Below are 26,202 nucleotides of genomic sequence, written 5' to 3' on the forward strand. Positions count from 1 at the left end.
CTGTTCTTGACTCTTGCAGTTAAAAACAGGACATTTTAAATGGTTTATCGCATAGACATTTTAATTGGTGAATAACAGCCCTCACGCTGTCTTAAAGCCTTTTCTCTGGGAAAGGCTTTATTTTTTGCACGGCAATAGCCCGCTATACAACATAATTTATGGAACAGGATAATTAAAAAAATCTATTCTCGGTACATGACTGATTCAAAACTGTACGATTCAATCCTTCCCCTGTGAAAAACCAGCACCAAAAAAGTCCATATTTTCCATATTGGTGCAGCTATTTGCTTTATATCGAGTCTTGAGGATTATTAAGAATCTTTAATCAATATTTCCCACATCAATTGCATGTATTGGTGCAAATTTCATCGTTATACTGATCACCTCCGTGACAGCAGCACTAAAACTGAACTTTGCATATGCCGAATATTGATCTTCTCTTTTTACTCTTAGGTGCCATTCTGGTTCTGGCCATGCACGCTGGCTTTGCCTTTTTGGAATTGGGAACAGTACGCCATAAAAACCAGGTCAATGCCTTAAGTAAAATTCTGGCCGATTTCTCAATCTCTGCCATCGCTTATTTCTTTATCGGTTATTACATTGCCTACGGTCAGCATTTCTTTCATAGCGGGACGACACTCGCATTAGATCATGGTTATAACCTGATGCGTTGTTTCTTTCTGCTGACTTTTGCTGCTGCAATTCCTGCCATTATCTCGGGCGGGATTGCCGAACGGGCAAAAATGCGCTCGCAGGCCATCGCGACACTATTTTTGGTTGCCTTGGTCTATCCATTCTTTGAAGGCATCATGTGGAATGGCAATTTAGGTCTGCAAAACTGGCTAAAAGACGTATTTGGTGCATCTTTTCATGATTTTGCCGGCTCCGTCGTGGTTCATGCCATGGGAGGCTGGATGGCCTTGGCTGCTGTCCTGTTATTGGGTGCACGTCATGGTCGCTATAAAAAAGATGGCCGTGTCAGTGCTCATCCACCCTCTTCCATTCCATTTTTGGCCTTGGGTTCATGGATTTTGATTGTAGGCTGGTTTGGTTTTAACGTGATGAGTGCGCAACGTCTAGATGCCATTTCTGGTCTCGTTGCGATTAATTCCTTGATGGCCATGGTCGGAGGAACTATTTCAGCCAACCTGATCGGTAAAGAAGACCCAGGCTTCCTGCACAATGGTCCATTGGCCGGCCTAGTGGCGATCTGTGCGGGTTCAGATATTGTACATCCGGTGAGTGCACTGATCATCGGTGCCGCCGCCGGGGCAATTTTCGTTAAACTCTTTACTGTGACACAGAATAAACTCAAAGTGGATGACGTACTCGGGGTTTGGCCATTACATGGTGTTTGTGGTGCCTTTGGTGGCATAGCCGTCGGTATTTTCGGCCAGAGCTGGCTCGGTGGCCTAGGAGGTGTTTCCATGATGGCGCAAATCATCGGGACACTGCTGGCGATTATTGTGGCGTTGGCTGGTGGATTCATCGTTTACGGTATCCTAAAAGCGACTATCGGTATCCGCCTGTCACAAGAAGATGAATATCGCGGTGCGGATCTGGCCATTCACAAGATTTCAGCCAACTCAGAAGAAAATATGTTTTAAATTCTATAGATACCTGGCGGCTCAATAGAGCCGCTTTTTTATTTCAATCAATTATGTAAATACAAGCTATTCCTCACCTGTAAGAATATCCGAATGAAACTACTCAGCAGTGAGCAAGGCCTGTATCCGGTCCGAGTACTTGCTAGATGAATATCATGCACTGGATCATCATCAATAAAATGATATAAATCGAGCGCAACCACAATGATGGGCAGGTATGCCAGAAAATCTCTGAACACAGATTACGGACACTACTCTGTCGTGAGCTGAGGATCAGATCCAATAGCTAAACCCTAAATTCTGCAATTCGATCTATTCAACGTCACTGCCCGTTTTTACTGCACTAGGCAGGTTTACACGATCAATATTACCGCGCTGCAAAATGCAGCAATCGCAATAATCTAAGACCAAGAGATGATCTACTGTTGCTACTTGATTCAGGCATCAGTTACTAAGGCTCTGATATTTTATGTATCAACCGTTTAACTTACGGAGATCCACTCCCCCATCCGTTGAGTAATCTGTTGGAGCTGTTTTAGATTTATTTACCGCAATCAGTAAACAAAATATTGGAACAGATGCTCACTCCAGGTATAAATATTCCACGATCGATGCATCAGCATATGCTTCAAATCAAAAAGTAGCGATTGAACTACAACTATTTAAATTTACCACGTAGTACAGCGCAAATCGCGCAATCTTCAGTCTATGCATCCTCGTGATTCTACCAAGCCAATCGTTTGCATATTCCAATTACCGCCAAGAGAAATGCCTCACAAAATCACCTCCCGTGCTGCGATCTTAAGCTGAATTTAAGTTGCAACTGTTGCAATAGCGCATGTTTTTGCCTCTGGTCGCTGAACAATGTCGCAAACCACCCGATTTTTCCTGACGCATAGCCTATTGTTAATCATCAGCTTGGTGCTGTTGCTGCTGTATGTACCGGTGGGTGGTACACTGGACTTGGCCTTTATTCAGCCCTGGATGGATCAAACGGGACATTTCTTTGCGCGTAATGACTGGTATCTGGCTGAACTGAACCATACCATCGTCAAGGACGTGATTATTGCAGCCTATGTCAGTATTTTTCTGCTTTGGCTAGCTTCCTTTAAAATGAACCGGTTGGCACAACGTCGCTGGCACTATGGTTACTTTTTCTGGCTGGTCATTCTTGGCACCAGCCTAATCGGTTTACTTAAATCACAATCTGCACATGCCTGCCCATGGAATATGACCCAAAGTACTCTGACGGGTTTTGCCTGGAATTTTAATTTGGAAAATGGCCACTGTTTCCCTGGAGGGCATGCCAGTACCGGTTTTGCCCTCATCACCGGTTACTTTGTGTTTCGCCTGCTGCAACCTGCACGTGCCTATTTTTATCTCATCGCAGCCCTGATTTTAGGATTTGCCATGGGCTGGGCGCAAATGATGCGCGGTGCGCATTTCCTGAGTCATAATTTATGGACCGGCTGGATCATTTGGACCTTGAATTTAGCTGCCTATGCGCTGTTTTACCGACGTTTTCTTCTGAACCCAGTGGGTCGGTAAGCGTACCAGCACCCATAATCCACCAAGTTCTGTGCTCCGGTCCATCTGAATACTGCCACCCAAACGCTGAATCGCCTTGTGTACGATGGACATGCCCAAACCGCTGCCCTGCTCCAGATGATGATGAATGCGATAGAAGCGTTTCATCACCTGCTCATACAATTCGGGTGAAATTCCGGGACCGCTGTCTTCAAGTAAAATATAGGCATCATCATCCTGCTGATAAATAGATAAATTAATTACTCCACCAGCCGGTGTATATTTAATTGCATTATCCAGCAGGTTAAAAATAATCGAGTGTACTGCAGTGGGCTGGCTATGCATCCGTACAGTTTCATTGCGCAACAAACCTAAATCCTGTTCCTTTTGCATCGCCAAATGCATCAGTTCTTCCACACAGCTCAACGCCACCTGATTCAGTTCGAAATCTTGAGGCTGTTCCAGTTCGACCAAAAAAGCATCCTGCTTGGCCAGCGTCAAAAGCTGACTGACCAGATGCTGCATGCGCACAAGACCCTTGCTCAGATTTTTAATTTCCGGCTGATCGGGAAACTGTTTTTGTAAAATCTGGGTTTGCAAATTTAATGCGGTAATCGGCGTACGTAATTCGTGTGCAGCGTCAGCAATAAACTGTTTTTGCTCTTGCTGGGCAATCGAAATCCGTTGCAGCAAATGGTTCATTTCTTCAATGGTGGGTAACAGTTCCGCTGGATATTCCAGATCCTGAATAGGGGTCAGATCATCTGAGTTCCGTTGTGCCAGTTCTGCTTTAAAGTCATCCAAGGGTTTTAAACTGCGCTGGATGATGTGAATCAGCCCCCATAAGGCCAATGGAATAATCAGCATATAGGGAATAAACAGGCTGGCGGCCAGCTCCCAGGCCAACATTTCCCGGACACTTTGCTGCTGGCTCACCTGTACCTGGTAATCTTGCAGCGGAATCACATAGGCCAGCCAGGTACCTGAAAAACTCTCATGTTCATAAAATCCCGCTTGAGGGACTTTTACAGGCATTAAGACTTGGTTCGGATGCTGTTGATGGGCCAACTCGCGGTAAGACCAGATATCAACAAAAAGATCTTCTTCTGAATATTTTCGGTTCGGATCAAAATCACTTTGCTGATGACGCAATTCCTCCGCGGCTACACGTTCCGCCTGAAAACGCATCTGCTTGTCCAGGATTTCATTGATTTCCTGTAAAGCGACCTTATAAGAGGACACCATCAGGATACAGCCGAGCACCACACTAAAAATACCTGTGAACCAGATCAGGCGTTTTTTCAGGGAATAGGAGCGCTGCTGCATAGAGTTAATCCGATAAATCGCTATGCCCTAAACGATACCCTAATCCACGAATGGTCCGAATAAAATCTTTGCCCAATTTTGCACGAAGATGATGAATATACACTTCAATGGTATTACTGTTGATTTCACTATCGAAATCATACAGTTTGTCTTCTAGATTGGCTTTGGAGAAAATCTTGTTGGGATAACTCAAAAAAGCCTGCAAAATAGCCCATTCCCGATTAGACAGTTCAAGCTCTTGTCCCTTGAAGGTTGCAATATGCTGCTCTACATTCAAGGTCAAATCACCACTGCGTAACAGCTGCTGCTCTTGTCGCTGTTTACGCACACCACTACGGCGCAACAGCGCTACGATTCGTGCCAATAATTCATCAAATTCATAGGGTTTGACCAGATAATCATCTGCCCCCTGATTCAAACCCTCAACACGGTTCTGTAACTGATCCCGTGCGGAAATGATCAGCACCGGCAAAGCCGGTGCCTGTTGTCTGATCTGTCGAAGTACCTGCATGCCATCCATGGTCGGCAAGCCCAAATCGAGCAAAACCAGATCAAAAGCCTTCTGGCTCAATAGCTGCAGACCCTCACGGCCATTATTCACCCACTCCACCTCAAACTGATGCAATTTCAGCAACGTAATGGTGGATTCTGCAATCATAAAATCATCTTCAATAATCAAGATTTTATTCATGTTTTAGGTTCTCGCTTGGCTAGGCGCATTACACTGCTGTAACAGGTCAAACTTCGGCTGGATTACCTTGGTTTTAATGTCCAACAAGCTTAATAAACTTGGAAACAAATTATCCTGGCTCAACGGTTGGTCTTTTTGACCGGTAATACATTGCAGCTGTGCAGCAGATTGCTGTTTCCAGCGATCCGAGAACCACATCAGCATCGGGACATGCGTCTGTTGACTTGGGGCAATCGAATACGGTGCACCATGCAGATACATGCCACTTTCACCTGTCGATTCACCATGATCCGATAAATACCAGAATCCAGTCTGATAATTGCTGGTGGTTTTTAAGGTGTCAATCACCTGACTCAATACATGATCGGTATAGACAATACTGTTGTCATAGGTATTGATCAATGCTTGCGGACTACAGCCCTGAATCGCATTGGTTTCACACGTTGGTTTAAAGTGTTGATACGCTGCCGTTGCGCGTTTGTAATAGGCTGGCCCATGGCTACCCATTTGGTGCAAAACAATTAAACGAGGAGTTTTGTCATCGGCTGGGATCTTGCCTATATAATCTTTCAGAGCATCAACCAGAATTTCATCATAACAATCCCCTGTCGCACACCATTTCTGTTTTAACTGCTCTGGAATCACATATTTTTCAACCCGATCACACGCACCCTTGCAGCCAGAGTTATTGTCCATCCAGGTCACATGGTAACCGGCACGTTGGGCGATATCGAGCAAACCTTCACGATGGCTGGCCAACTGTTCATCATAGTCTTCACGTGGCATCCCGGAGAACATACATGGGACTGAAACCGCTGTTGCTGTTCCACATGAACTAACTTTGGAGAAATTGATGACTTGCTGCTTTGAAAGTTCAGGATTGGTGTTTTTACTGTAACCATTTAGGGAAAAGCTTTCCGCACGTGCTGTTTCGCCCACGACCAATACCATTAATTTTGGCTTTTGCGCTTGGCTGACTGCGGCAACGACATGCGCATCTTCACCATAACGGACTAATGGCAAATTCTGCTTCGGTGCTTTTTTATGATAATACGACCAGCTTGATGCAAATACATTCTGTGGAGAGATCATCCCTTTCAGATCACGATGCTCACGAAAAATTGAAGCGTAATCTACATAATAAACAAACAGTAATCCCCCCATGACCAATAAGGCTGCTACACTGTTGAGGCCTTTTTTGATCCAGGTCTGGCTCAGTTTTTCCGGTTTAATCTGCACACGAGTAATCAGTACAATCGGTAACAACACAAAGGCCAATGCCCAAAACAGCAAACGCAACGACAGCAGGTCAGATACTTCGCCCGGGTCGGTTTGTAAAGTATTCTGGATTTGATCGGGCGAGATCACGACACCGAGTGTATTGACAAAATAGGCACTAAAACCACCAACAAAGACCAGCAAAATAGCAAAGAATTTGGCGGTTCTTCTCCAGTTGATTAACTGGAACAGAAAACTATGATACGCCACTAAAACGACGGCAGTCGCAGCTAGAAACAGAGTCGCTTTAATCCCCTGATAAGGCGTGAGTTGCTGAACTTGTTGTAAAAATCCAATATTCAACACCAAGGCCAGCCATATGGCCAGAATCAGGTTAAAGGTACTGAGCGAAACTGTTTTCGTTGTTGGAATAAGCCGTTTTATCATTTGAAGCATCACGATCGCAGACAAAGATTGAGAAATACACTATAGAACGGCAAACTTAAAACAGGCTTAAAGTAAAAAGGCGGTCGTTACACCGCCTTTTTTGTCACTTCAAGAAGTACTGGATTAGAATTTGATTTCCAAACCGCTGCCGACAACTGGTTGTTTGGTTTCTTGATCGGCTTGTTCCAGGGTTAAGTAACCTGCATAGCCATAAGCTTTTACCTGTTTATTGAAGGCATAATCGACACCTGCAATGACCTGTTTGGCTTCAAAATCAGCTGTTGCATCTTTGAAGCTGGTAGTGTTCTGACTGTACTGCGCTTTCACAGTCCAAGCTTTGGCATTTGCCAGGTTATATTCCGCACCTACTAACCAGCCTTGGGCATCATCTATACTTTTTACAGATTTCAACCATTTAGTATAATCTCCAAGACCTTTTTCAGTCGTTAAATCATAACTAGCATTTGCTGTTTCTTCTGCTTCTGAAGTTTGATACAAAGCTTTGAGTGCCAAGCCACCATCTAAATTGACACGGCCAATCGCCCGTACAGTATTGGCAGCAGCAAATACGGAACCTTTAGAAGAAATTTCACCATTTTCGGTATTCAAAATACCACGGCCCAAAAAGTTGCTCGGAATGGCTTTATCATAGGCCACACCTGCTACCACAACCGGGCTTTCATACACCAGTGAAGCAGACCAGGCATCTCCTAAACCACGGCCAGCCGTTTTAGCAGATCCGTTACCTTTATCAATGCCTTTATTTTCACCACTGGCCAGCAAAGCATTTAACTTAAGTGCTCCGACAGGAAGTACAATGGCAGGAGACTCATACACTACCGCATTGGAAACGCGGTTTTCACCTGTCATGATCCCGGTCACATCAGCCTTGTTTGCGACATAGTTATTAAAGGTATCAACGGCACTGGAAAGTTGTTTAAGGGGCGTATCATGTGCACCCGCTTTGAGTGTTCCAAGTTTGCTATCTTTTAAACCAACAAAACGGTTACGTGTCGTCCAGTCGGTGCTGTCGCCATCAGCACTGAGTCCCCACTCAATGGCATATACCGCACTTAAACGCGGGCTTAGCTTTTCTTCACCCTTTACACCAATAAATGAACTATTTGAACTCACTTCCCAAACATCACGATCTTTTGTCGTTGCATTATCTTCGGGTAAATAGTCAACACTTGCATCAATTTCACCATACAGCGTTGGTGCTGCAAAACCGGAGCTAGCCGCCAAGCCAAGTGTGATTGCAAGGGCAATTTTAGTTTTCATTTGATTGATCTTGTCATATATTTGCAACAAACATTACAAGATCGCCTTATAGCACAGAACCATTTTATTTCGATTTGTTTATTCGGTTTTTAGCAAAAAGTCTAATTCTATGATGTTAAATCATGCACATTTTTTGACTTTCTAGTTAAATATCGACTCCAATTCCAGACCGGATAGAGTTGCAATGTAGCCAACACAATGATCAGAATAAGTGTGTGGCTATAACTCCACAGCTCCGCCAGTCCTCCTCCCAAGCTGTATAGCAAGCCACTGATGGTCGCCATCAGAGCCACCTGAAAAGTAAAATCTGTCGCAGCCCATTGGGTACGGCAATACTGCATAATCAGGCTAAACATCACCATCAACAACATGGCAGAACATAAATCTTCAAATGCATTGATTGCATAAATCAGTGCATGGGCGACCGGATGTGATTGCTCATACTGCAATGCCAGCCAAAGATAAGCCAACAAACTCAAAACCTTGAACAGTGAAAACAGTATGAATGCCTGTACTCGACTCAACCATCTTAAGCTGTATGCAGCAATTGCAGCTCCGACCAAGGCCGCCACTGCCCCGAGCAGCGTGATATAAAGACCAATCGCAGATAGGGATAGCCCTAGATCAACCACTAGAGGTTTGAGCAAGGGTCCTGCCATGCCATCAGCCACCTTAAAGCTCAGTAATACCCAAAACCAGGCACGTAAAACGGGATCTTGCCAATAACGAAAAAAATGTTGCTTAAGTTCGATCCAGCCGGAGGAAGTCGTATGAGAAACAGAAGGTGCCAACAGTTGTAAATGTGAAGCACTTACACAAGCAATCGGTAAGGTATTGATCAAAACCAAGGTGGCGAGCCAGAAAAAACTGATCTGCCAACCCCAGTGTTCCAGGCTCCAGAGCAGTAGACCACCACCTACGATGAACCCCAAACGCGAACCGATCACCTGCAGCGCATTGCCCCAACGCTGTTGGTCTGAATCTAATAGACGAACCGTCAAACCATCTGTCGCGATATCTTGGGTCGCACCGAACAGATTCATCAGCAGCAAAAGCACAAACAATCCGATCAGATAACCAGGATGTTGCAAAGCTTGTAACGGGAAAAAAGCCAACAGTAACAAGCACAATAAGGTCAATAATTGACTCGGGAGAATCCAGCTACGATAACGGCCGAATGAACCAGAGATACGATCCACCCAAGGTGCCCAGAGAATTTTGACCGACCATGGCAACATCAACAAACCCAAACCACCAATCTGTGCCAGCGAAACCCCTTCAGAACGCAAAATCACCGGTAAAGCATGGGTCATAAAACCGACTGGCAAACCTTGTGCCCAATACAGGGAAAATAACAGCCAGTACAAATGCGATATGTGCATAAAGGTTCCGGTTGAAGTTTACGGTAATCATGCTCTCTATTCAGATGAGTGCTAAGCAAGCTGCCCGCTGAGCGGATTCAGCCCTGTTTAAACAAACTGAGATCTATGCAATCAACATAGTCAAAGTCACCCAGCTGATCCATCGATCCATGCAAGTCGTGCGCGTGATCATAGGAACAATGGTCTTAAGCATTGAAAAAGAGAAGAGGACTTACAGCTCTCCCAATCCTGTCCAGCATTTTCAACCCGACTACTTTTACAAAAAAGTCGGAAAAATTGCTAGAAAACTCAGCAACAATCTGCTGTGATGGACACAATTTATACGCTGTGATTCTCCTTTTTCTCCATGAAATTACTCTCCTTTTCCATTTTAGGCCTATTCAGTTTAACCCTGTTGGGCTGCCAACAAACACCAGAAAAACCGGCAAAACCCAGCGCTAAAGTGCGTGAACCTGTCATTGCCCTAGCGTTAGGAGGTGGCGGTGCCAAAGGTTTTGCCCATATTGGCGTGATTAAAGTGCTGGAATCCCATGGTATTAAAGCCAAAATTGTGACAGGTACCAGTGCCGGCAGCTTTGTTGGAAGTTTATATGCCAGCGGTAAAACACCCTATCAATTACAACAGCTGGCCTTACAATTTAAAGAATCGGATATCCGTGACCTGACCTTGAACCGTCAAGGGTTTGTGCTGGGACAAAAACTGCAAAATTACGTAAACCAACAGGTAGCAAACAGACCGATGGAGCAATTTCCGATTCGCTTTGCAGCCGTTGCGACCCGTCTCGACAATGGTCAAAAGACCGAGTTTATTAAAGGCAATGCGGGGCAAGCGGTTCGTGCCTCTTGCAGTATTCCAAACGTGTTTGTCCCAGCGACGATTGGCAAGCTGAAATATGTGGACGGCGGACTGGTGAGTCCGATTCCGGTGGCTACAGCCAAAGCCATGGGAGCGGATATAGTCATTGCCGTAGATATTTCGGCACGTCCGAGTGCCGACCGTCCGATGAGCATGTGGGGTCTACTCGACCAGACCATTAATATCATGGGACAGCAAAGTATTCAGCAGGAATTGCGTCAGGCCAACGTGGTAATTCAGCCCAAGGTAGGACATCTCGGCGTTATGGATTTGGCTGCAAGCAATGCCTCAATTCTTGAAGGCGAACAGGCAGCACAACTAAAAGTGCGTGAAATCCAGTCGGTAATCCAGCAATTCAAAAAGTCGCCTGCGGCCTTACGTGCACCCAATCCTGCAAAATTCTAAGCTCTGCGACAATTTTCATAGGTTTTGTCATCTGCATCTGTTACATTGATTCAGATAATCCATTGATCTATATGTAAATAACGATATTAAGAGTGGCTTTATGGAATTAATGATTGAACCCTGGCACTGGGTCTTGTTGGGTATTGTGTTGATGCTCTCCGAACTGGTCATACCGGCATTTGCTTCACTATGGTTTGGGATCGCCGCATTGATGGTCGCGGTTCTGTTCTGGCTGTTTCCAATGATGAGCCTGAGCACGCAGCTGATCATGTGGATCATTCTTTCCATCCTCTCCACCCTGCTTTGGTTTAAATTTATCAAACCCTTATCTATTGATAAAACCAAGGCTGGCCTCCCACGTGAAGCCACGATCGGTCAGGTCGGCATGGTGATTGAAACCGGCTTGGCACATGAGCAAATTAAAGTACGCTTTCCAATGCCGGTACTAGGTTCCGATGAATGGATCTGCCGCAGCCTGACTCCAGTACAGGTGGGAGACCGTGTACGTGTCGTAGACATTTTAGGTAATGACTTGGTGGTACAAACGCATACCACTCAATCACATGAATGAAAACTAAGAGGACAGAACATGTCAGCTGGAACCATTATTATTTTTGCATTTTTACTTTTTGTTGGGGTAACCATTTTTAAAGGGGTACGTATCGTTCCCCAAGGCTATAAATGGATCGTGCAACGTTTAGGGAAATACCACACGACCCTCGCGCCGGGCCTGAATTTCGTGATTCCGTATATCGATGAAGTGGCGTACAAAGTGACCACCAAAGATATTGTGCTGGATATTCCATCTCAGGAAGTCATCACCCGTGACAATGCGGTACTACTGATGAATGCCGTGGCTTATATCAATCTCACCACGCCAGAAAAAGCGGTGTATGGTATTGAAAATTATATCTTGGCGATTCAAAACCTAGTACAAACCTCGCTGCGTTCAATTGTGGGCGAAATGGATCTGGATGATGCCTTGTCTTCACGGGATCATATCAAGGCCAAATTAAAACTGGCCATTTCTGATGATATCTCGGATTGGGGCATCACCCTGAAAACTGTGGAAATTCAGGACATTCAACCCTCACAAACCATGCAATCCGCCATGGAGGCTCAAGCCGCCGCAGAACGTCAGCGTCGCGCGACCGTGACCAAAGCGGACGGTGAAAAACACGCAGCGATTCTCGAAGCAGAAGGCCGTCTCGAAGCTTCACGCCGCGATGCCGAAGCTCAAGTGGTCTTGGCAGAAGCCTCTGAAAAAGCCATTAAAATGATTAGCTCAGCCGTCGGCGATAAAGAAATTCCTGTAGCCTATCTGTTGGGTGAACAATATGTCAAAGCCATGCAGGATATGGCGAAATCCAACAATGCCAAAACTGTGGTCTTGCCAGCCGATGTATTAAATACCATCCGCGGTGTGATGGGACGTCATAATCCTTAATTTGGCGTCTTAATCAAAAAAGACAGCTTACCGCTGTCTTTTTTATTTTTTAGAAGATGACAGAAAATCCAACGTTAGCCTAGAGCCTTATTCACAGCATTTTTCTGACCAGAGCACCAAAATAACAACAAAGGGCGGAATAGATCCACCCTTGTCTTATTCAACAAAACTTAACGCTGATTAGTGTTTACGTACCAAGAGGAATTCAGCAATCCGATACAACTCGGCTGCATTTTCTCCAAAATAGCTCAACGCCTGAAAGGCTTGATCATGGAGCTCCAGTGCATACGCCTGTGCCTCTTGCAATCCCATCAAGGCTGGATAAGTGGATTTTTCCACCAACTCATCCTTACCTGCGGTCTTACCGAGCACTTGCGTATCCGAAATGATATCCAAAATATCATCTTGTACCTGAAACGCCAGACCAATCGATTGGCCAAACTGACGCAGTTGCGGAATGGCATGATCGGTACCCGTAAATTGAGTCACAGCCGCCATCATAATTGCTGCTGAAATTAAGGCACCCGTCTTGTTACGGTGAATGTTTTCCAGCTCCTGCTGCGAAATCTGGGTGCCTTCTGCCTGCAAATCAAGCATTTGACCACAGACCATTTTGGAACTGGCCGTGGCCAGAATTTGCATCTGTTTTAGTACAATAGATGCTTCAACAGCGGGGCCTGAATCAAACAATCGACTACCCAATACTTCAAAAGCCATCGACTGTAAAAGATCGCCCGCCAGCAAAGCAGTATTTTCCCCAAATGCCACATGACAGGTCGGTTGCCCACGTCGCAACAAGTCATTGTCCATACAAGGCAGGTCATCATGGGCCAGCGAATAACAGTGAATCAGCTCGACAGCTACTGCCGCACGGCGTACCGCCGCATCATTCTGACGTTGCTCACCCAGTGCTGCAGTCGCATAACACAAGGCGGGCCGAACACGCTTTCCACCGAGCATGACAGCATGATAGACCGCCCCTTTCAAAGGTTCCGGAATGGCAAAGGCATCGAGCGCTGTTAATAAATCTTGCTGAATACGGACTTGCGCCTGTTTCAGTACATCTGCAGGGACGGATGATATAGATGACACACGGGCCTCGATCAACAATCAGGAAGATTAAACTTTTTTCACGAACTCAGATTTGAGCTTCATTGGACCAATACCATCTACTTTACAGTCGATATTATGGTCACCATGATCTAGCAAACGGATATTTTTAACTTTAGTGCCAATTTTAACCACCTGCGAAGACCCTTTGATTTTAAGGTCCTTAATGACGGTCACGGTATCGCCATCCTGCAAAATATTGCCGACAGAATCTTTAATCACCAAATCTTCAGTTTCTGCAGCCGTTTGTGCCTCCCATTCATGTCCACACTCGGGACAGATCAGTAAAGTTCCATCAGTGTAAGTAAATTCTGAACTACATTTTGGGCAAGCGGGTAATTGATCACTCATCAGACGTCTTCTGTGATTTTATGCTGCTGCCATCATACTGCTTTCGCTGGTTTTTCTCCATGCGCGGATCGCTAAAATACCTCCGTTTCCCCGAAAAAATCAGAAATAGTCCTAACATTCAGCTTGCAAACATTCCGCAACACGTCGGTTTCCTACATTTTAAGAACACAGCTGGCATCTATAATAACCCGTGTTCATCAGGAATATATTCGCCCAATGAACCCAATGAACCCAATGATCAATCGAATCTTCTATAAAAAAGGATCGATAGAAAGCCATCCAAAAGGATGATCAATACTTTGATTCATAACTGACTATTAAACAGACAGGAACGATGGGGGTGCTGACATGAAATGACGTTGAACGGCTGTACCTATTAAAAATTTTCCTACCAACAAGGTACCATCTTCATTTCTTAAAGAATGGATTGTCTGATCAACAAACAAAGTTAATCAAAAACTTACCCCACTCTTCTTCTTTTGTACCAAAAGGTTAACTTAACTATTTAAGTTTACTTTTTAATTTAATTAAAAAGTAATGTGACTAATACCGCACCACTAGGCTAAAACTGTTTAAATCTATTACAATAGCCGGCTTATTCATCGTCGAGTGAGCACTTTGAACAACGCGCCTTCTCAACTTCAACGTGGCCTAAAAAACCGTCACATCCAGCTGATTGCCATGGGTGGTGCAATTGGAACGGGGCTATTTTTAGGCTCCGCGCAAGTCATTCAGTCTGCAGGGCCTTCGATCATTTTAGGTTATGCGATTGGTGGTCTGATTGCTTTTCTGATCATGCGTCAATTGGGTGAAATGATTGTCCATGAACCGGTAGCAGGCTCCTTTAGTCATTTTGCCAATAAATATTGGGGCAAATTCCCGGGTTTTCTAGCGGGATGGAATTACTGGATTCTTTACATTCTGGTCGCCATGACCGAACTGACAGCTGTCGCCAAATATATTAATTACTGGTGGCCGCATATTCCGGCGTGGGTTTCTGTGCTGTTTTTCTTTGTGGTGATTACGGCAATTAATCTCGGTAATGTAAAATTCTATGGTGAATCCGAATTCTGGCTGGCCATTATTAAAGTCAGTGCAGTCCTTTCCATGATTGTATTTGGCATCTATTTACTGCTCACCGCAGATGCTAATTCTAGTACCAGTCTGAGCAACTTATGGAATTATGGTGGCTTCTTTCCAAACGGTTTTGAAGGTTTGTTCTATATGCTCGCCTTCCTGATGTTTGCTTTTGGCGGCATTGAGCTGATTGGCATGGCAGCTGCAGAAGCCGACAATCCTGAAAAAACCATTCCCAAAGCCATCAATCAGGTGGTCTTCCGGATCCTAATCTTTTATGTGGGTTCACTCACCATTTTGCTTTCACTGGTTCCGTGGAATCAGCTTGAATTGGGGGGGCTGGATAAAAGCCCATTTGTGATGATTTTCAGCCAAATGGGAATTGGCTGGGCAGCACATCTGTTGAACTTTATTATTTTGACCGCTGCCCTTTCTGTGTATAACAGTGGAATGTATGCTAACAGCCGTATGCTTTTTGGTCTGTCCCAGCAGGGCAATGCACCGAAAATTTTCAGTAAAGTGAATAAGCATGGTGTACCAATTCCTGCAGTTTTATTTTCAGCGTTGCTCATTTTTGGTTGTGTTTTATTGAACTATTTTGTGCCGGAAGATGCGCTCAGTCATTTGATGTATGTGGTAGTCGGTGCGCTTGTACTCAACTGGGCCATGATCAGTCTCACCCACCTAAAATTTAAACAGGCGATGCAGCGGGCCAAAATAACCACTAGCTTCCCGGCACTGTGGGCACCTGTGAGTAATTATCTAGTATTACTATTTATTTTGGCTGTTCTTTACATCATGTGGACGCAAGGTTTTATGGAATCTGTAGTGATGATCCCTCTCTGGATTCTCTTAATGCTGGGTTTATTTCAGCTTTTACATAAAAATCCACATACGTCCTGATGCACACGACATTCAAAAGAGAAAAAAGTTATTGCACTGCAATAACTTTTTTTTCACCCCGATTTACGCTACATTAGCGATGCTTTGCGCCCTTAGCTTAACTGGATAGAGCAGTTGCCTCCTAAGCGACCGACGTGGGTTCGAGTCCCGCAGGGCGCACCAAAGTTTAAATAGATGCAGTTACCTGCAACGACCTAACAGCTTATTCCTAAAGAGAATAGGCTTTTTTATTGTCTATAGCAACGACATTCACTAGAATGGAAATACCCCCACTCAGGGGGTACAAATGGGGGTAGCTGTAAATACCCCCAAAACTGATACCCCCACCAATCAATCCAGATTCTAAGGTATGCCAGCTATGGGCAATTTGACCGACTTGAGAATAAGAAAAATCAAGCCAACAGATAAGAATGCAAAGTATTCCGATGCAGGTGGCCTATATCTCATGGTTACGCCCAAGGGTTCTTACTACTGGCGTTATAAGTACCGATTCGAGAAGAAAGAATATGTGTTGGCACTAGGCATCTATCCTGAAGTGTCATTAGCAGATGCTCGACTCAAGCACCTGGAAGCTAAGAAGCTGCTTCAGAACGGCGTCAATCCAAGTGCTGAAAAGCAAGCCAAGAAACAACTGAAAAAGCAGGAGCAGCCCTTCTCTATGGTTGTTCAAAGTTTTCTTGAGAATGAAGCAATCAAGCACAAGGGCTATAAATGGGAAATGCTTAGATTGAACAAGATCATGCGTGACTTCCCAGAGTTGGCCAATAAGCCTATCAACCTGGTCAACAAGTCTGATCTAATCAACTTCCGTAATAAACGCTGCCTAGAAGTACAAGGCACATCAGTTAAAAGAGAAATGCAACTGCTGGGCAGTGTATTCCGTTATGCCATTCGTGAGCTGCTGATTATCGAACATAGCCCACTGACCAATGTTGATAAGCCCAAAGAGAATCCACATCGAGAAATGCGTATAAGCCAAGATGATGTTGATACCCTGCTGGAAGCTTTTCAGTATTCACCGGATACGCCGTTATTTCTAAAGAAGCATCAAACCGTATGGGCCTTCTTGTTTGCACTTGAAACATCAATGCGATTAAGCGAAATCACTGGGATGCGCTGGGAGCATGTTGCTGATGATTATGTATTGTTACCCAGCACGAAGAACGGCTCATCTCGCAAAGTACCACTGAATAGAAATGCCTTGGCATTGTTAGAGAAAGCCAGAGGATTAGATGGAGAATCAGTCCTTACAATTAGTGCAGATAGTCTGTCTACAACATTCCGTAAGTACCGAGATACCACAGATCTAAAGCATATTAACTTCCATGACACACGCCATGAGGCATGTACCAAGTTTGCTCAAATCATGCCTATTCAAGACCTGGCTAAAGTCACTGGTCATAAAGATATGGCAATGCTGATGCGCTACTACAACCCAACGGCGAGCGAACTGGCCCAGCGCATGAATGAGAGATTGAATTAGAGCGACAAGTTAAGACCTGCATAGGCTATCTATTACATTCAACTACCTGATTATTTGATATATTCAGTTTGCTAAGTCTAGGCTGATCCCCGAAAGTCGGACACCCAATCCGATTGACTTGGCACTTCTTTTTGGGATGCTGTGGGAAGCTTATGAAATCATTTTATTCAATAGAAGAAGTCATTTCGGCTTCAGAAAATACCCTTTCGATTAATGATATAAAACACTACTGCCGAATAGGGAAATTACACCCTTGCATCTATTTTGAGGGAAATCTGGTATGTATTGGTAAAGAAAGGTATCAAGACAGTTCTTGTAAAACCGGACTGGTAGCTCATGCAGAAGAAGTAAAATGGTCTATGATTTTTACAGGATATATTCATTTTTCGGAATTAATAGATCATCTTGATCCCAATCAAGCTTCAGATTCAGGCACTTTTTTTAATGTAGATAAAATTATTGAATTCATCACTCAGCCAACCACATATGCCCCTCTACTTCCTCTTACAAGGAATGAATATCTAAAAGCTTTTCCAAGAATGATTGATGATGATATCAAAGATATCAAGTGGTTACGGGAGGCAACCCATTTTGAGGGAAATACCTTTTACCCAAGGGATATTCTTTTTCATCATTCAGAAGTAGATGCTTTGTTTTCTCCAAATAAAAGCGCCATCGATACCAAATCAGAGACTCCTTTTTTTTATAAGAATGAAGTTTTTACTTTAATTGATGCAGCTTGCCTTATTGCTAATGAGAACCCAGTAGACATAAAAAATGCCTTGGATGAAGGTAATTTTTCAATCAAATTTCCGGAGTTTATTGAAGCTTATAATTTTATACTCTCGATTTACCATACTAATAATTTAAAAGACTCTGAATCACCAGTATTTCCTGCTTCAGAACTTAAACAGCTATTAGCTAATAAAGGTATTTTTATCTCTGGCTTTAATGACAATATTAAGCAAATTAATTTAGAAGCAGAGGTTTATGAGCTAAAAAGAGAAAAAATAAAGTTACTGGAAGAAATGAGAAAATTAGAATCTAAAGTACAAGAACTAGAAAATATAAAAATCAATTTAGAATCTACAATCACAGAAAATTGCTTACCATTTACTACTGGCGATCCAAATTTCCCTATTGAATTGTCGTTAGCTAATTCTATTTGGTCAGAAATATATATTAATAAAAGATTCCCAGAAAAATACTCGCACGAACAAGCGATTACCGAGTTATTTAATACGTTGGATTTTGCGGATATTCCCTTAACTATGAAATTAAAGGATCGTCTAAAATCTGTCACCACTCCACTTCGACTAAAAACAAAAGAATGGAATATTTTTAAAGAAAATTTAAAAAATCATGGTCATGTATTGAGTAAACACCCAGAGGGTACCCCTTAGAGAGCACCCTTAATTTCAAGGGGAAGGGCTTCCCCGCACCCTATATGCGCATGATTACATCTACCTATCAAGCCGATGCAATGAACTGCAAAGGCTATCTATTTCTCGCATTAAATAGGATAGGTGGTTATGTCATCTCTAAATCAAGATCAATTCTTACGAATTAAAGACCTTGCTAATTATCCGGCCAAGCAAGCCACCAAGCACATTTATAAAAGTGGTATCAATAAAGGCCAAACTAAAAACATTCGTGCTCGCCAAGCATCAAAAGGTTTAATCGGCGTGTCGGATAAAACAATCTGGAAGTGGGTTAAAGCAGGCAATTTTCCAGCACCAATAAAATTAACTGGTAGCGTTACTGTATGGCGCTCATCAGAAGTCTATGCCTGGATGCAGTCAAAAGGTATGGAGGCTTAGTCATGAAAGGATTAATCACATCCAAATACGATGGCCAAGAACTCAGTTTTAATGAACACGGTTGGTTTAATGCTACTCAAGCAGCAAAGCATTTCAACAAGCGCCCGAATGATTGGCTAAGCCTTGATGACACCAAGAATTATTCAAAGGCACTTTGCGAACACTTGGGAATAAGTGAGCCTAAATCACTTATCAAAACCAAACGAGGCGGCAATACCGTTACCAGCCAAAATGGTAACGCCCAGGGTACTTGGCTGCACCCAAAATTAGCTGTGGCTTTTGCGCGTTGGTTAGATGTCCGTTTTGGTGTCTGGTGTGACATGCAAATAGATCAGCTACTACGAGGCACTCATCCAATCTTCGACCATCGCCGTTTACGTCATCAAGCCGCTTCCACATACAAAGCTGTATCAACTATCTTAAAACTCTCCAGGGAGCAGCAAGGTAAAGACACGAAACCTCACCACTATATGAATGAATCCAAGCTTATCAACTGGGCTATCACGGGGGAGTTTACCGGCTTGGATCGTGACAGTCTTTCCCTTGATGAGTTGGACTTACTGGCAGAGCTAGAAGCACAAGATCTAATCTTAATCGGCTCTCAATGCACCTATGAACAGCGTAAGACGGCGTTAAATCTATTTGCCAATAACTACAAAGCTAAGCAGCTTTTGGAGAGTGCAGCATGAAGAGCAACCAGCACCAGTACCAGCAAGTACTCACTCACCTTAAGCAAGGTCAAACCATCTCACAGGCAGAAGCAATAGAGCTGTTTGGATGCTACCGACTAAGCGCAATCATCAATCGCTTGCGTAACCTAGGCTATTACATCGTCACTCACCATGAGCCCAACAAAACAAATAAAGGCAACCATGCTCGTTATGAATATATCGGCGGTGAAAAATGAAATATTCACCAAAACCGACACGACAAAACCGACAGAACTACCTTTTTAACATAAATACTTTTTCAAAACTCCTAAAAAGTGGGGTGACAAAACTGACAAAACTAGATTATGATTGTTTTACTTTGTGCAAAATCACAAAGTCAGTTCTAGCAGGCTGTAAAGATTACATAGGCGTACATAGTCCGCATCGGGCTTTTTTTGTGCGTAATATCTCTATGCGTTCGCATCTCAATGGTGAAGCTGGAGAGGGACACCTTTGGGTGTGCTGGTTACCTATGTCGCCAGTCTGCTACCTTCTTCAGCTTTGCCACCAATTAGCAGTTAATGGCAAAGCTTCTATCAAGCACATAGGAGCGCATTAGTCATGTCTATTCAAATCAAAAATCAAATCCAGAGAACCTATGATGCTGGCGACATGCTAGACCTAAGCGAATTAGCCGTTAATGATGTGAAGTGGCTAAACATGGGCATTAGTCACTTAAAGGTAGAGTTTTACAAAGCTAAGGATTTAATCCAAGAACAATACAAGGTGCATGACTGCTATTTTGATAAATTGGCAGAGTTTTTCGATATGTACCAATACTTAGCTGATGATCGTTTAGGTGAACAAGAGCGAATTGTTGAAAAGTACAGAGAGCAATTTGCAGAAGCTAAAGGGGTACATAAATGAATATAACCCCCTCTTGGGACAACACCATAAGTATTGCGGATTATTTCGAATCCGATGCTGGCCCAATCCTGCCACACTCTGAAACAGCCAAGGCGATGCAACAGACCTTTGGCGCTCTGCCAAAAGAATTTCGAAAGGCTCTGCGGAATCTTGAGAACTATCCAGACGTTGAAGGACTGCCAGTTGCACCACTAACAGCCCTTAACGGTGGTTTTGGTGGACTAAGATTTATTAATTTAGGTCAAGGTAACGACATCATCATAGGCCACGGCGGACTCATGTTCAATGAATCTCAGATCAAAAAACACACCGTTTTACTGACTGAGGATAGCCAGGCTGCTTTCAAGCTATCGGCATCCAAATACCCGGTCTTTCTTCTTAATCGAATCAGTAAAGAGCAAGTTGTAGAGTTAAAACGGTCTTTTTCTGATTGCTGTGCGGTCACCACATGCGACTATGCTGGAGACTTAAAGCGCCGTCTGAGTGGATCCGGAATCAAGGTTATTGGCCTATCAGAGCCGGTAACTCAATTTACCGATGCTGTTGAATTGGAACATGAAGTTAATCACCTTCTCATTAATACTCAATCGATTAACTGGAAAGCACCAAAGCAGATCAAGGCTGAGTTGCTGCCGGTAAAGCCATTGAACAAGGCCATGTTGCCTCTTGATCTGGCTGAGTATGTTTATGATGAGGCCAACCGGGCAGACAATATGCCGCCTGATTTTGTGGCAGTGTGTACGCTTGTTGCAATGTGTTCCGTAGTTGGTGCCCGGGTAGGTATCAAGCCAAAACGTAGAGATGACTGGACTGTAATCCCAAATTTATGGGGTGGCATTGTTGCTCCGCCGTCTGCCAAGAAGTCCCCTGCCTTCAACGCTGGTACCTACCCTCTGGATCGTCTTGTAAAAGAAGCACGAGAAGAGCATGAGGAAGCACTAAAGCAATATGAAGTGTCTTCACTGGTACGTGATTCAAGCGAAAAGGCTTTGAAAGACAAGCTCAAGGATGCAGGCAAGAAAGGTGATGAGGACAAGCAGAATCAAATTGCCAATCAGTTGCTAGAACTTCAGGAAGCTGATTCAGGTGCACCAATCTTGAAGCGGTACAAGACCAATGATGCTTCACCAGAAGCACTGGCAGAGCTGGAGAAACACAATCCTAATGGCATCCTGGTATGTCGTGATGAGCTGGTAGGACTTCTATCTTCACTGGATAAGAACGATAGCGACTCAGGTCGAGCGTTTTATCTTGAAGGGTGGAACGGCAATAAACCGTATGAGTTTGACCGGATTATGCGCGGTGCTGGATTTATCGAAAACCATTGCTTATCGATTCTTGGTGGTATTCAGCCTGACAAGTTGATTGCCTATCTTGAACCAAGCATTAAAGGCCTAGGCAATGATGGCTTGCTACAGCGCTTCCAGTTGCTCGTCTACCCTGATGTAAATAATTGGGACTACAGAGATGAGTTCCCAAATAAAGACGCAAGAAACGCAGCTTTTGAGCTATTCAGAGCATTGGATAAATTGACACCTAACGAGCTGGTGCGGATCGGTGCACACCCTGCCGATGAATACAACCCACGGCCTTATTTTCGTTTCTCAGATGAGGCTCAAGAGTGTTTCATCCAATGGACCAAGCACTTGCATGGTGAAATCATCGCAAACGAAGAGCACGCTATTATCGGTCAGCACCTGGATAAATATGGGAAGCTAATGCCTGCACTGGCATTGGTGTTTCATCTCATTGATGGCATTCAAATTGGCTCAGTTGGACCAGTAAGCAAACGATGTGCAGAGATGGCGATTGAGTGGTGCGACTACCTAGAAAGCCATGCACGGCGCATCTATGGCCTTGTTCTTGAAAGTGCCACCATGAAAGCCGGAACGCTCTGTCAAAAGCTCAAAAACCTCAAAGAAGATGATGAATGGCGTATTAAAGGATTCACCTCTAGAGATGTGCAGCGCAAGAACTGGAAAGGTCTCACCAACCATGAAGGCGTGACAGATGCTCTAGACATCCTGGTTGATAGTGATTGGATCGTACTGCAGGAAATAGAGTCAACCATCCGTGGTGGACGACCATCAAAACGCTATCTTATTAATCCTAGAATTTATGAAAAGCACTAAAACAGCACTGACATAACTGACAGAACCTAGTTTAGTCAGTTTTGTCACCCCACCTTTAGAGATATTTTAAAAAATCAATCGAGATTCAGAGCATGACAAATGTAAATAAAGTAATCCTGATGGGGGTATTGGGTCGTGACCCTGAAACTAAGACTTTTCCCAATGGTGGCAGCATTACCGCATTTAGTGTGGCCACTACTGAACAATGGAAAGACAAGACCACTGGCGAGCGAAAAGAACAAACTGAATGGCACAGAATCGCCGTTAATAACAAGCTAGGCGAGATTGCCCAGAAGTACCTCAAAAAAGGTGGCAAGGTGTATGTAGAGGGCAGCTTGCGTACAAGGAAGTGGAAAGACCAAAGCGGCAATGAAAAGGAAGTGACAGAGATTAAGGGCGATGTTCTGCAATTGCTATAATGTTAAATAGCCTCCTTAACCGGGGGCTTTTTATGGTTACCACATAATAAATCAATCAACCTTATGTGCTATAAATTTGGTTATTTTAATAAGGGGGGGGGTAATTATGAAAAAAATATTATTAATATGCGGTTTACTTACGTCAGGTTTTAGCTTTGGTGCTGATTGGGTTTTTATTACTGAGAGTGCTGACGCTGATGCTGATTACTATATAGATAAATCTCATTATAAGTACAACAGTAAGACTGGAGAGGTAGAGGTCTGGTACAAGAGAAATCAGTTTGAGGGATTAAATGAATACACAGAATCAAAAACTCTAAATATTTTTGATTGCATCAACAAGAGAGAGAAAACTATTGCTTTAGTTTCTTATACTTATACTGGCCAGAGTAATCAAATAATCACAAAGCCTACACCCTATAGCGTAGTATTTCCCGATACTATCGGAGAAGATTTGTGGATAGCCGCATGCAAAACAAAAGGGAAAGGCTTGTATTTGCCATATAAACCTAATTTCATTAGTGAAAAAAGAATGAAATTATTAGGAATTGAAGACGGCAAGAAAGCACCATGACGATTATTATTGATTCATAAAAACAGCCACCTTCGGGTGGTTTTTTAATACTCACGAGATGTGCTCAAAACTGAGCGCATTTTTACGCTGAGTAACGAACGCAATTTTGCGCTGGCTAGATGTCACCAAATTTGGGGATATCTATTTTACGAGAAAGTCATAAAACAATACCCCTGCTCAATTTTGAGCAAGCTCATTTGCGCGTGACTGCACGCGAATATCATTTACGCTCCAAAATTTCTCGAAACGCAGAGTGAATACCCTTGTCCAAATCTGGACACCCTCCCCAACTTTGGGGAAGCATAACCCCAAATGGGGGATATGGAAAAGTTAATTCAGGATTTTAAATCCTAAATTTTTAGGAACTAGTTTTTATACAAATTAAGCATCTCCTCAAATTGAGGACATCGAAGTTTTACGGATACCCAAAATCTGGGTTTCAGTAGTTTCTGAAAAGCATGTTCACACTGTGTGGATCTACGAAAGTTTCGTAGTTAAGACTTTTACCCCAGTGGGGTAGAACGAAGTTTTTCGCTGAAGTAGTCCTATCCACCATTGGTGGTTGGATCGTGCGAATTACTTATCCTCAAATTGAGGAGAACTACATTTTTTGTGTAGTGAACAGTTTAAAGATAGTCAGTCAAATATAACTAATGTTATTAGGTATCCCATGAATAATCATTTTCACCATGCAGTGATATTGCAATGAGTGAATTTTTCAATAAGTTTTAGCCACTGCAAGAAAATTTTTTATTTTTGGGAGAGTCGAGGATGTTTGGGGACAACAATTCTGAACTCTTTTTTAGCCAGCTCTGCTTTATATATTTTCACTTGTGAAGTGTGCTTTTTATTAAAATCGTCCACAGCATTCGCTATTTGCTGGTATTCAGATTCACACATTTTTGCACCGATAATTACACTCGATAAAATTTTTGGGTCATATTCTTTAAGAATAAGAGCATCATTTGGAGCTAACTGGCTGTCGTGTATAAGTCTGTATTCTTTCTCATAAGACCAGCATTCTGCTTTTGAAAGCACCATTTTTTTTATTAAATCTATTTGATTGTTTTCATTTTTAAGAAAATTAACAATATCCCAATGGAGTTTCATAACAGGGTATTCATCACTATATATAACAGGGATTGGAAGATTACCTTTATTTGACCATATAGGTATTTTGAACTCTAACAAGAAACCTGTGTGGTTACATGCGTAATGAGACCACATGAGCATGTTTAAAGGACTAGAACTAAAACAAGTGACAGAAATACGTTTTCTAAAATCTTCCACAAAACCTGCACGCGCTCTATTTTTTATACCTACTTTCAATTTTTCTCGATTACGGAACCATTCCTTAGCACTTCCTTGAATCCCTATCATTTCTTCATAATTAGATTTATTAAAGTTTTTAAAATCTATTTCTACAGAGAAAAGACAATCAAATGGATCGTTAAAATCTACTGGGTTGGTATATTTCAATTCATTATTAATTAAAATCCCTAATGCCCCTGTATTAAAAGCAACATATTTATAAAAGTAAAAATGCTCATCATCACGATCCACATCATGATATTTTTCATAAAGAGCTATAGGCATTTCTTTTCCCAATGTTTTTAGAGAGATTGCCAGAGTATGTAAGTAACTTCGGCAAATCATAAAAATACACCGACCACCTTAAAGATGGCTAGTCCAACTGCACTATAGATTCATCATCTTCAAACTGAGTACAGCGCAATTTACGCAGTCAGTCCAACTAATGAAAGCTTGGCAGCCCATCATAGAAAAACCCATCACACCGCCGTTGAGATGCTTAATGATTCATAAAACGCGCGCGCGCGCGAGGCAGAGAGGAAAACTACCAATTTACGCACTCTCCAGCTGCAAACTCTTAATTCAATCACAGCCCTTACCCACTCTAACCAGGTGGGCTTTTTTATATTTTTGGCCAGTGAAATTACCTAAAACTCACCCTAATTAATCAGTTAAAATCAAATCAATAATCCCTCACCTTGATAATAAAACCCATACAAGGATTCCAAGCATGCCCAATTCAGTTGATGATTTAACTTTCTGCTCGGACCGTAGAACTAACCAACGATTTCAGGATATTAGTAAAAGAGCGAGAGCCTTTATTAATGCTCAACGTAAATATAAAAAGCCGGACTTTAACCGGATGATATTAGACCTACAAAAACTTGGCTGGACGCATGAGAAGATTGCTTTTGTCCTACCTGTAGCCAACGCTTCTACAGTATCGGAGTGGGCTCGCGGTGGAGCTTTTCCAAACTTTGAGAACGGTGAAGCATTCATCATGCTATGGAGAGATGAAACCGGCATTGAGCGTGAACCACGTGAGGGTGAATGGCAGACATATCAGTATGAGATTGGGCAATTAGACCTACTGTAATTTAGCCATATTGCTTTGACATTTTTTCAGACAAATATTTAGTGAAATTGGCAAAATGTTCCATTTCCGTTATGTAACGCTGAGCATTTCGCCGTGTAACGCTAAGCATTTTGCTGTGTAACACCCCCAAAAAAAGTATGAAACGAACAGTATTTTTGCTGT

General features: G+C 43.1%; 23 protein-coding genes, 1 tRNA gene and 2 pseudogenes. 18 read left to right on the top strand and 8 right to left on the bottom strand.

Features of this window, described 5'->3' with window-relative positions:
* Nucleotides 1-419: 419 nt before the first annotated feature.
* Together PAE54_RS07755 and PAE54_RS07760 are read left to right on the top strand one after the other, a co-directional pair.
* Nucleotides 420-1,607 (top strand): ammonium transporter, encoded by a 1,188-nt coding sequence (locus PAE54_RS07755; protein WP_273778651.1) that lies wholly within the window; start codon nucleotides 420-422, stop codon nucleotides 1,605-1,607.
* Nucleotides 1,608-2,471: 864 nt separating this feature from the next.
* Nucleotides 2,472-3,155: a phosphatase PAP2 family protein gene (locus PAE54_RS07760; RefSeq protein ID WP_273778650.1), complete on the top strand. Its 684-nt coding sequence runs from the start codon at nucleotides 2,472-2,474 to the stop codon at nucleotides 3,153-3,155.
* Here the strand turns inward: PAE54_RS07760 and PAE54_RS07765 are convergent.
* The 5 genes from PAE54_RS07765 to PAE54_RS07785 form a co-directional block, all read right to left on the bottom strand.
* The gene (locus PAE54_RS07765) at nucleotides 3,099-4,460 is read right to left on the bottom strand and encodes a sensor histidine kinase (RefSeq protein WP_273778649.1); all 1,362 of its coding nucleotides are present in this window, start codon (nucleotides 4,458-4,460) and stop codon (nucleotides 3,099-3,101) included. The genes PAE54_RS07760 and PAE54_RS07765 overlap by 57 nt on opposite strands.
* Nucleotides 4,461-4,464: 4 nt before the next feature.
* Entirely contained in the window at nucleotides 4,465-5,151 is a 687-nt protein-coding gene (locus PAE54_RS07770) for a response regulator transcription factor (RefSeq protein ID WP_326519003.1), read from the bottom strand.
* Between the two features lie 3 nt (nucleotides 5,152-5,154).
* The gene (locus tag PAE54_RS07775; protein ID WP_326519004.1) at nucleotides 5,155-6,825 is read right to left on the bottom strand and encodes a phosphoethanolamine transferase; all 1,671 of its coding nucleotides are present in this window, start codon (nucleotides 6,823-6,825) and stop codon (nucleotides 5,155-5,157) included.
* A 114-nt stretch (nucleotides 6,826-6,939) separates the two neighbouring features.
* On the bottom strand, nucleotides 6,940-8,097 hold the full coding sequence (locus PAE54_RS07780; protein WP_326519005.1) for a porin: 1,158 nt from the start codon (nucleotides 8,095-8,097) through the stop codon (nucleotides 6,940-6,942).
* 107 nt (nucleotides 8,098-8,204) lie between these two features.
* On the bottom strand, nucleotides 8,205-9,479 hold the full coding sequence (locus tag PAE54_RS07785; protein WP_326519006.1) for an MFS transporter: 1,275 nt from the start codon (nucleotides 9,477-9,479) through the stop codon (nucleotides 8,205-8,207).
* Nucleotides 9,480-9,825: 346 nt separating this feature from the next.
* Between PAE54_RS07785 and PAE54_RS07790 the strand changes: the two genes are divergently transcribed.
* From PAE54_RS07790 to PAE54_RS07800, 3 genes are all read left to right on the top strand, one after another.
* A complete protein-coding gene (locus PAE54_RS07790; protein WP_326519007.1) occupies nucleotides 9,826-10,740 on the top strand; it encodes a patatin-like phospholipase family protein in 915 nt (304 codons plus the stop codon).
* A 100-nt stretch (nucleotides 10,741-10,840) separates the two neighbouring features.
* Nucleotides 10,841-11,311, top strand: a complete 471-nt coding sequence (locus PAE54_RS07795) for an NfeD family protein (protein WP_326519008.1) — start codon at nucleotides 10,841-10,843, stop codon at nucleotides 11,309-11,311.
* Between the two features lie 18 nt (nucleotides 11,312-11,329).
* The gene (locus PAE54_RS07800; RefSeq protein WP_326519009.1) at nucleotides 11,330-12,187 is read left to right on the top strand and encodes an SPFH domain-containing protein; all 858 of its coding nucleotides are present in this window, start codon (nucleotides 11,330-11,332) and stop codon (nucleotides 12,185-12,187) included.
* 180 nt (nucleotides 12,188-12,367) lie between these two features.
* Here PAE54_RS07800 and PAE54_RS07805 read toward each other — a convergent pair whose 3' ends face one another.
* Entirely contained in the window at nucleotides 12,368-13,279 is a 912-nt protein-coding gene (locus tag PAE54_RS07805; RefSeq protein WP_273778639.1) for a polyprenyl synthetase family protein, read from the bottom strand.
* A 27-nt stretch (nucleotides 13,280-13,306) separates the two neighbouring features.
* On the bottom strand, nucleotides 13,307-13,648 hold the full coding sequence (locus PAE54_RS07810) for a zinc ribbon domain-containing protein YjdM (protein WP_273778638.1): 342 nt from the start codon (nucleotides 13,646-13,648) through the stop codon (nucleotides 13,307-13,309).
* Between the two features lie 618 nt (nucleotides 13,649-14,266).
* On the opposite strand from PAE54_RS07810, the gene PAE54_RS07815 reads away from it, so the two are divergent.
* The 12 genes and pseudogenes from PAE54_RS07815 to PAE54_RS07870 all read left to right on the top strand — a co-directional run bounded on the left by PAE54_RS07815 (nucleotide 14,267) and on the right by PAE54_RS07870 (nucleotide 23,633).
* Nucleotides 14,267-15,628, top strand: a complete 1,362-nt coding sequence (locus PAE54_RS07815) for an amino acid permease (RefSeq protein ID WP_326519010.1) — start codon at nucleotides 14,267-14,269, stop codon at nucleotides 15,626-15,628.
* Nucleotides 15,629-15,714: 86 nt separating this feature from the next.
* Nucleotides 15,715-15,790 (top strand) — tRNA-Arg (locus PAE54_RS07820).
* Nucleotides 15,791-15,986: 196 nt separating this feature from the next.
* Nucleotides 15,987-17,111 (top strand): tyrosine-type recombinase/integrase, encoded by a 1,125-nt coding sequence (locus PAE54_RS07825; protein WP_326519011.1) that lies wholly within the window; start codon nucleotides 15,987-15,989, stop codon nucleotides 17,109-17,111.
* 152 nt (nucleotides 17,112-17,263) lie between these two features.
* Entirely contained in the window at nucleotides 17,264-18,514 is a 1,251-nt protein-coding gene (locus tag PAE54_RS07830; protein WP_326519012.1) for a hypothetical protein, read from the top strand.
* A 129-nt stretch (nucleotides 18,515-18,643) separates the two neighbouring features.
* Nucleotides 18,644-18,931: a helix-turn-helix transcriptional regulator gene (locus PAE54_RS07835; RefSeq protein WP_326519013.1), complete on the top strand. Its 288-nt coding sequence runs from the start codon at nucleotides 18,644-18,646 to the stop codon at nucleotides 18,929-18,931.
* 2 nt (nucleotides 18,932-18,933) lie between these two features.
* Nucleotides 18,934-19,620, top strand: a complete 687-nt coding sequence (locus tag PAE54_RS07840) for a KilA-N domain-containing protein (protein ID WP_326519014.1) — start codon at nucleotides 18,934-18,936, stop codon at nucleotides 19,618-19,620.
* Nucleotides 19,617-19,838 (top strand): helix-turn-helix domain-containing protein, encoded by a 222-nt coding sequence (locus PAE54_RS07845; RefSeq protein ID WP_326519015.1) that lies wholly within the window; start codon nucleotides 19,617-19,619, stop codon nucleotides 19,836-19,838. Before PAE54_RS07840 ends, PAE54_RS07845 begins: the two co-directional genes overlap by 4 nt.
* Nucleotides 19,839-19,930: 92 nt before the next feature.
* Nucleotides 19,931-20,200, top strand: a pseudogene (locus PAE54_RS07850) (hypothetical protein).
* Nucleotides 20,201-20,202: 2 nt separating this feature from the next.
* Nucleotides 20,203-20,508, top strand: a complete 306-nt coding sequence (locus PAE54_RS07855; protein ID WP_326519016.1) for a hypothetical protein — start codon at nucleotides 20,203-20,205, stop codon at nucleotides 20,506-20,508.
* A complete protein-coding gene (locus PAE54_RS07860) occupies nucleotides 20,505-22,640 on the top strand; it encodes a YfjI family protein (RefSeq protein ID WP_326519017.1) in 2,136 nt (711 codons plus the stop codon). The genes PAE54_RS07855 and PAE54_RS07860 overlap by 4 nt, the downstream gene beginning before the upstream one ends.
* A 92-nt stretch (nucleotides 22,641-22,732) precedes the next feature.
* Nucleotides 22,733-23,056 (top strand): annotated as a pseudogene (gene ssb / locus PAE54_RS07865) (single-stranded DNA-binding protein); the annotation flags it as partial.
* Between the two features lie 109 nt (nucleotides 23,057-23,165).
* Nucleotides 23,166-23,633, top strand: coding sequence for a surface-adhesin E family protein (locus tag PAE54_RS07870; protein WP_326519018.1), 468 nt, complete (start codon nucleotides 23,166-23,168; stop codon nucleotides 23,631-23,633).
* A 750-nt stretch (nucleotides 23,634-24,383) separates the two neighbouring features.
* Here PAE54_RS07870 and PAE54_RS07875 read toward each other — a convergent pair.
* Complete coding sequence (locus PAE54_RS07875) at nucleotides 24,384-25,229, bottom strand: DUF2971 domain-containing protein (RefSeq protein WP_326519019.1); 846 nt, start codon at nucleotides 25,227-25,229, stop codon at nucleotides 24,384-24,386.
* A 445-nt stretch (nucleotides 25,230-25,674) separates the two neighbouring features.
* Between PAE54_RS07875 and PAE54_RS07880 the strand changes: the two genes are divergently transcribed.
* Nucleotides 25,675-26,040, top strand: coding sequence for a hypothetical protein (locus tag PAE54_RS07880; RefSeq protein WP_326519020.1), 366 nt, complete (start codon nucleotides 25,675-25,677; stop codon nucleotides 26,038-26,040).
* The last annotated feature ends 162 nt before the right edge of the window (nucleotides 26,041-26,202 follow it).

It is taken from the genome of Acinetobacter minutum (genome assembly GCF_035916735.1).
GTDB lineage: Bacteria > Pseudomonadota > Gammaproteobacteria > Pseudomonadales > Moraxellaceae > Acinetobacter.

Bases quoted from the DNA above. Each gene is read 5' to 3' on its own strand.
- PAE54_RS07875 (WP_326519019.1), bottom strand. From the start codon at position 25,229: ATGCCTATAGCTCTTTATGAAAAATATCATGATGTGGATCGTGATGAT.
- PAE54_RS07770 (WP_326519003.1), bottom strand. From the start codon at position 5,151: ATGAATAAAATCTTGATTATTGAAGATGATTTTATGATTGCAGAATCC.
- PAE54_RS07860 (WP_326519017.1), top strand. From the start codon at position 20,505: ATGAATATAACCCCCTCTTGGGACAACACCATAAGTATTGCGGATTAT.
- PAE54_RS07780 (WP_326519005.1), bottom strand. From the start codon at position 8,097: ATGAAAACTAAAATTGCCCTTGCAATCACACTTGGCTTGGCGGCTAGC.
- PAE54_RS07810 (WP_273778638.1), bottom strand. From the start codon at position 13,648: ATGAGTGATCAATTACCCGCTTGCCCAAAATGTAGTTCAGAATTTACT.
- PAE54_RS07775 (WP_326519004.1), bottom strand. From the start codon at position 6,825: ATGCTTCAAATGATAAAACGGCTTATTCCAACAACGAAAACAGTTTCG.
- PAE54_RS07830 (WP_326519012.1), top strand. From the start codon at position 17,264: ATGAAATCATTTTATTCAATAGAAGAAGTCATTTCGGCTTCAGAAAAT.
- PAE54_RS07765 (WP_273778649.1), bottom strand. From the start codon at position 4,460: ATGCAGCAGCGCTCCTATTCCCTGAAAAAACGCCTGATCTGGTTCACA.
- PAE54_RS07835 (WP_326519013.1), top strand. From the start codon at position 18,644: ATGTCATCTCTAAATCAAGATCAATTCTTACGAATTAAAGACCTTGCT.
- PAE54_RS07870 (WP_326519018.1), top strand. From the start codon at position 23,166: ATGAAAAAAATATTATTAATATGCGGTTTACTTACGTCAGGTTTTAGC.
- PAE54_RS07795 (WP_326519008.1), top strand. From the start codon at position 10,841: ATGGAATTAATGATTGAACCCTGGCACTGGGTCTTGTTGGGTATTGTG.
- PAE54_RS07845 (WP_326519015.1), top strand. From the start codon at position 19,617: ATGAAGAGCAACCAGCACCAGTACCAGCAAGTACTCACTCACCTTAAG.
- PAE54_RS07785 (WP_326519006.1), bottom strand. From the start codon at position 9,479: ATGCACATATCGCATTTGTACTGGCTGTTATTTTCCCTGTATTGGGCA.
- PAE54_RS07760 (WP_273778650.1), top strand. From the start codon at position 2,472: ATGTCGCAAACCACCCGATTTTTCCTGACGCATAGCCTATTGTTAATC.
- PAE54_RS07855 (WP_326519016.1), top strand. From the start codon at position 20,203: ATGTCTATTCAAATCAAAAATCAAATCCAGAGAACCTATGATGCTGGC.
- PAE54_RS07800 (WP_326519009.1), top strand. From the start codon at position 11,330: ATGTCAGCTGGAACCATTATTATTTTTGCATTTTTACTTTTTGTTGGG.
- PAE54_RS07840 (WP_326519014.1), top strand. From the start codon at position 18,934: ATGAAAGGATTAATCACATCCAAATACGATGGCCAAGAACTCAGTTTT.
- PAE54_RS07825 (WP_326519011.1), top strand. From the start codon at position 15,987: ATGGGCAATTTGACCGACTTGAGAATAAGAAAAATCAAGCCAACAGAT.
- PAE54_RS07755 (WP_273778651.1), top strand. From the start codon at position 420: ATGCCGAATATTGATCTTCTCTTTTTACTCTTAGGTGCCATTCTGGTT.
- PAE54_RS07880 (WP_326519020.1), top strand. From the start codon at position 25,675: ATGCCCAATTCAGTTGATGATTTAACTTTCTGCTCGGACCGTAGAACT.
- PAE54_RS07790 (WP_326519007.1), top strand. From the start codon at position 9,826: ATGAAATTACTCTCCTTTTCCATTTTAGGCCTATTCAGTTTAACCCTG.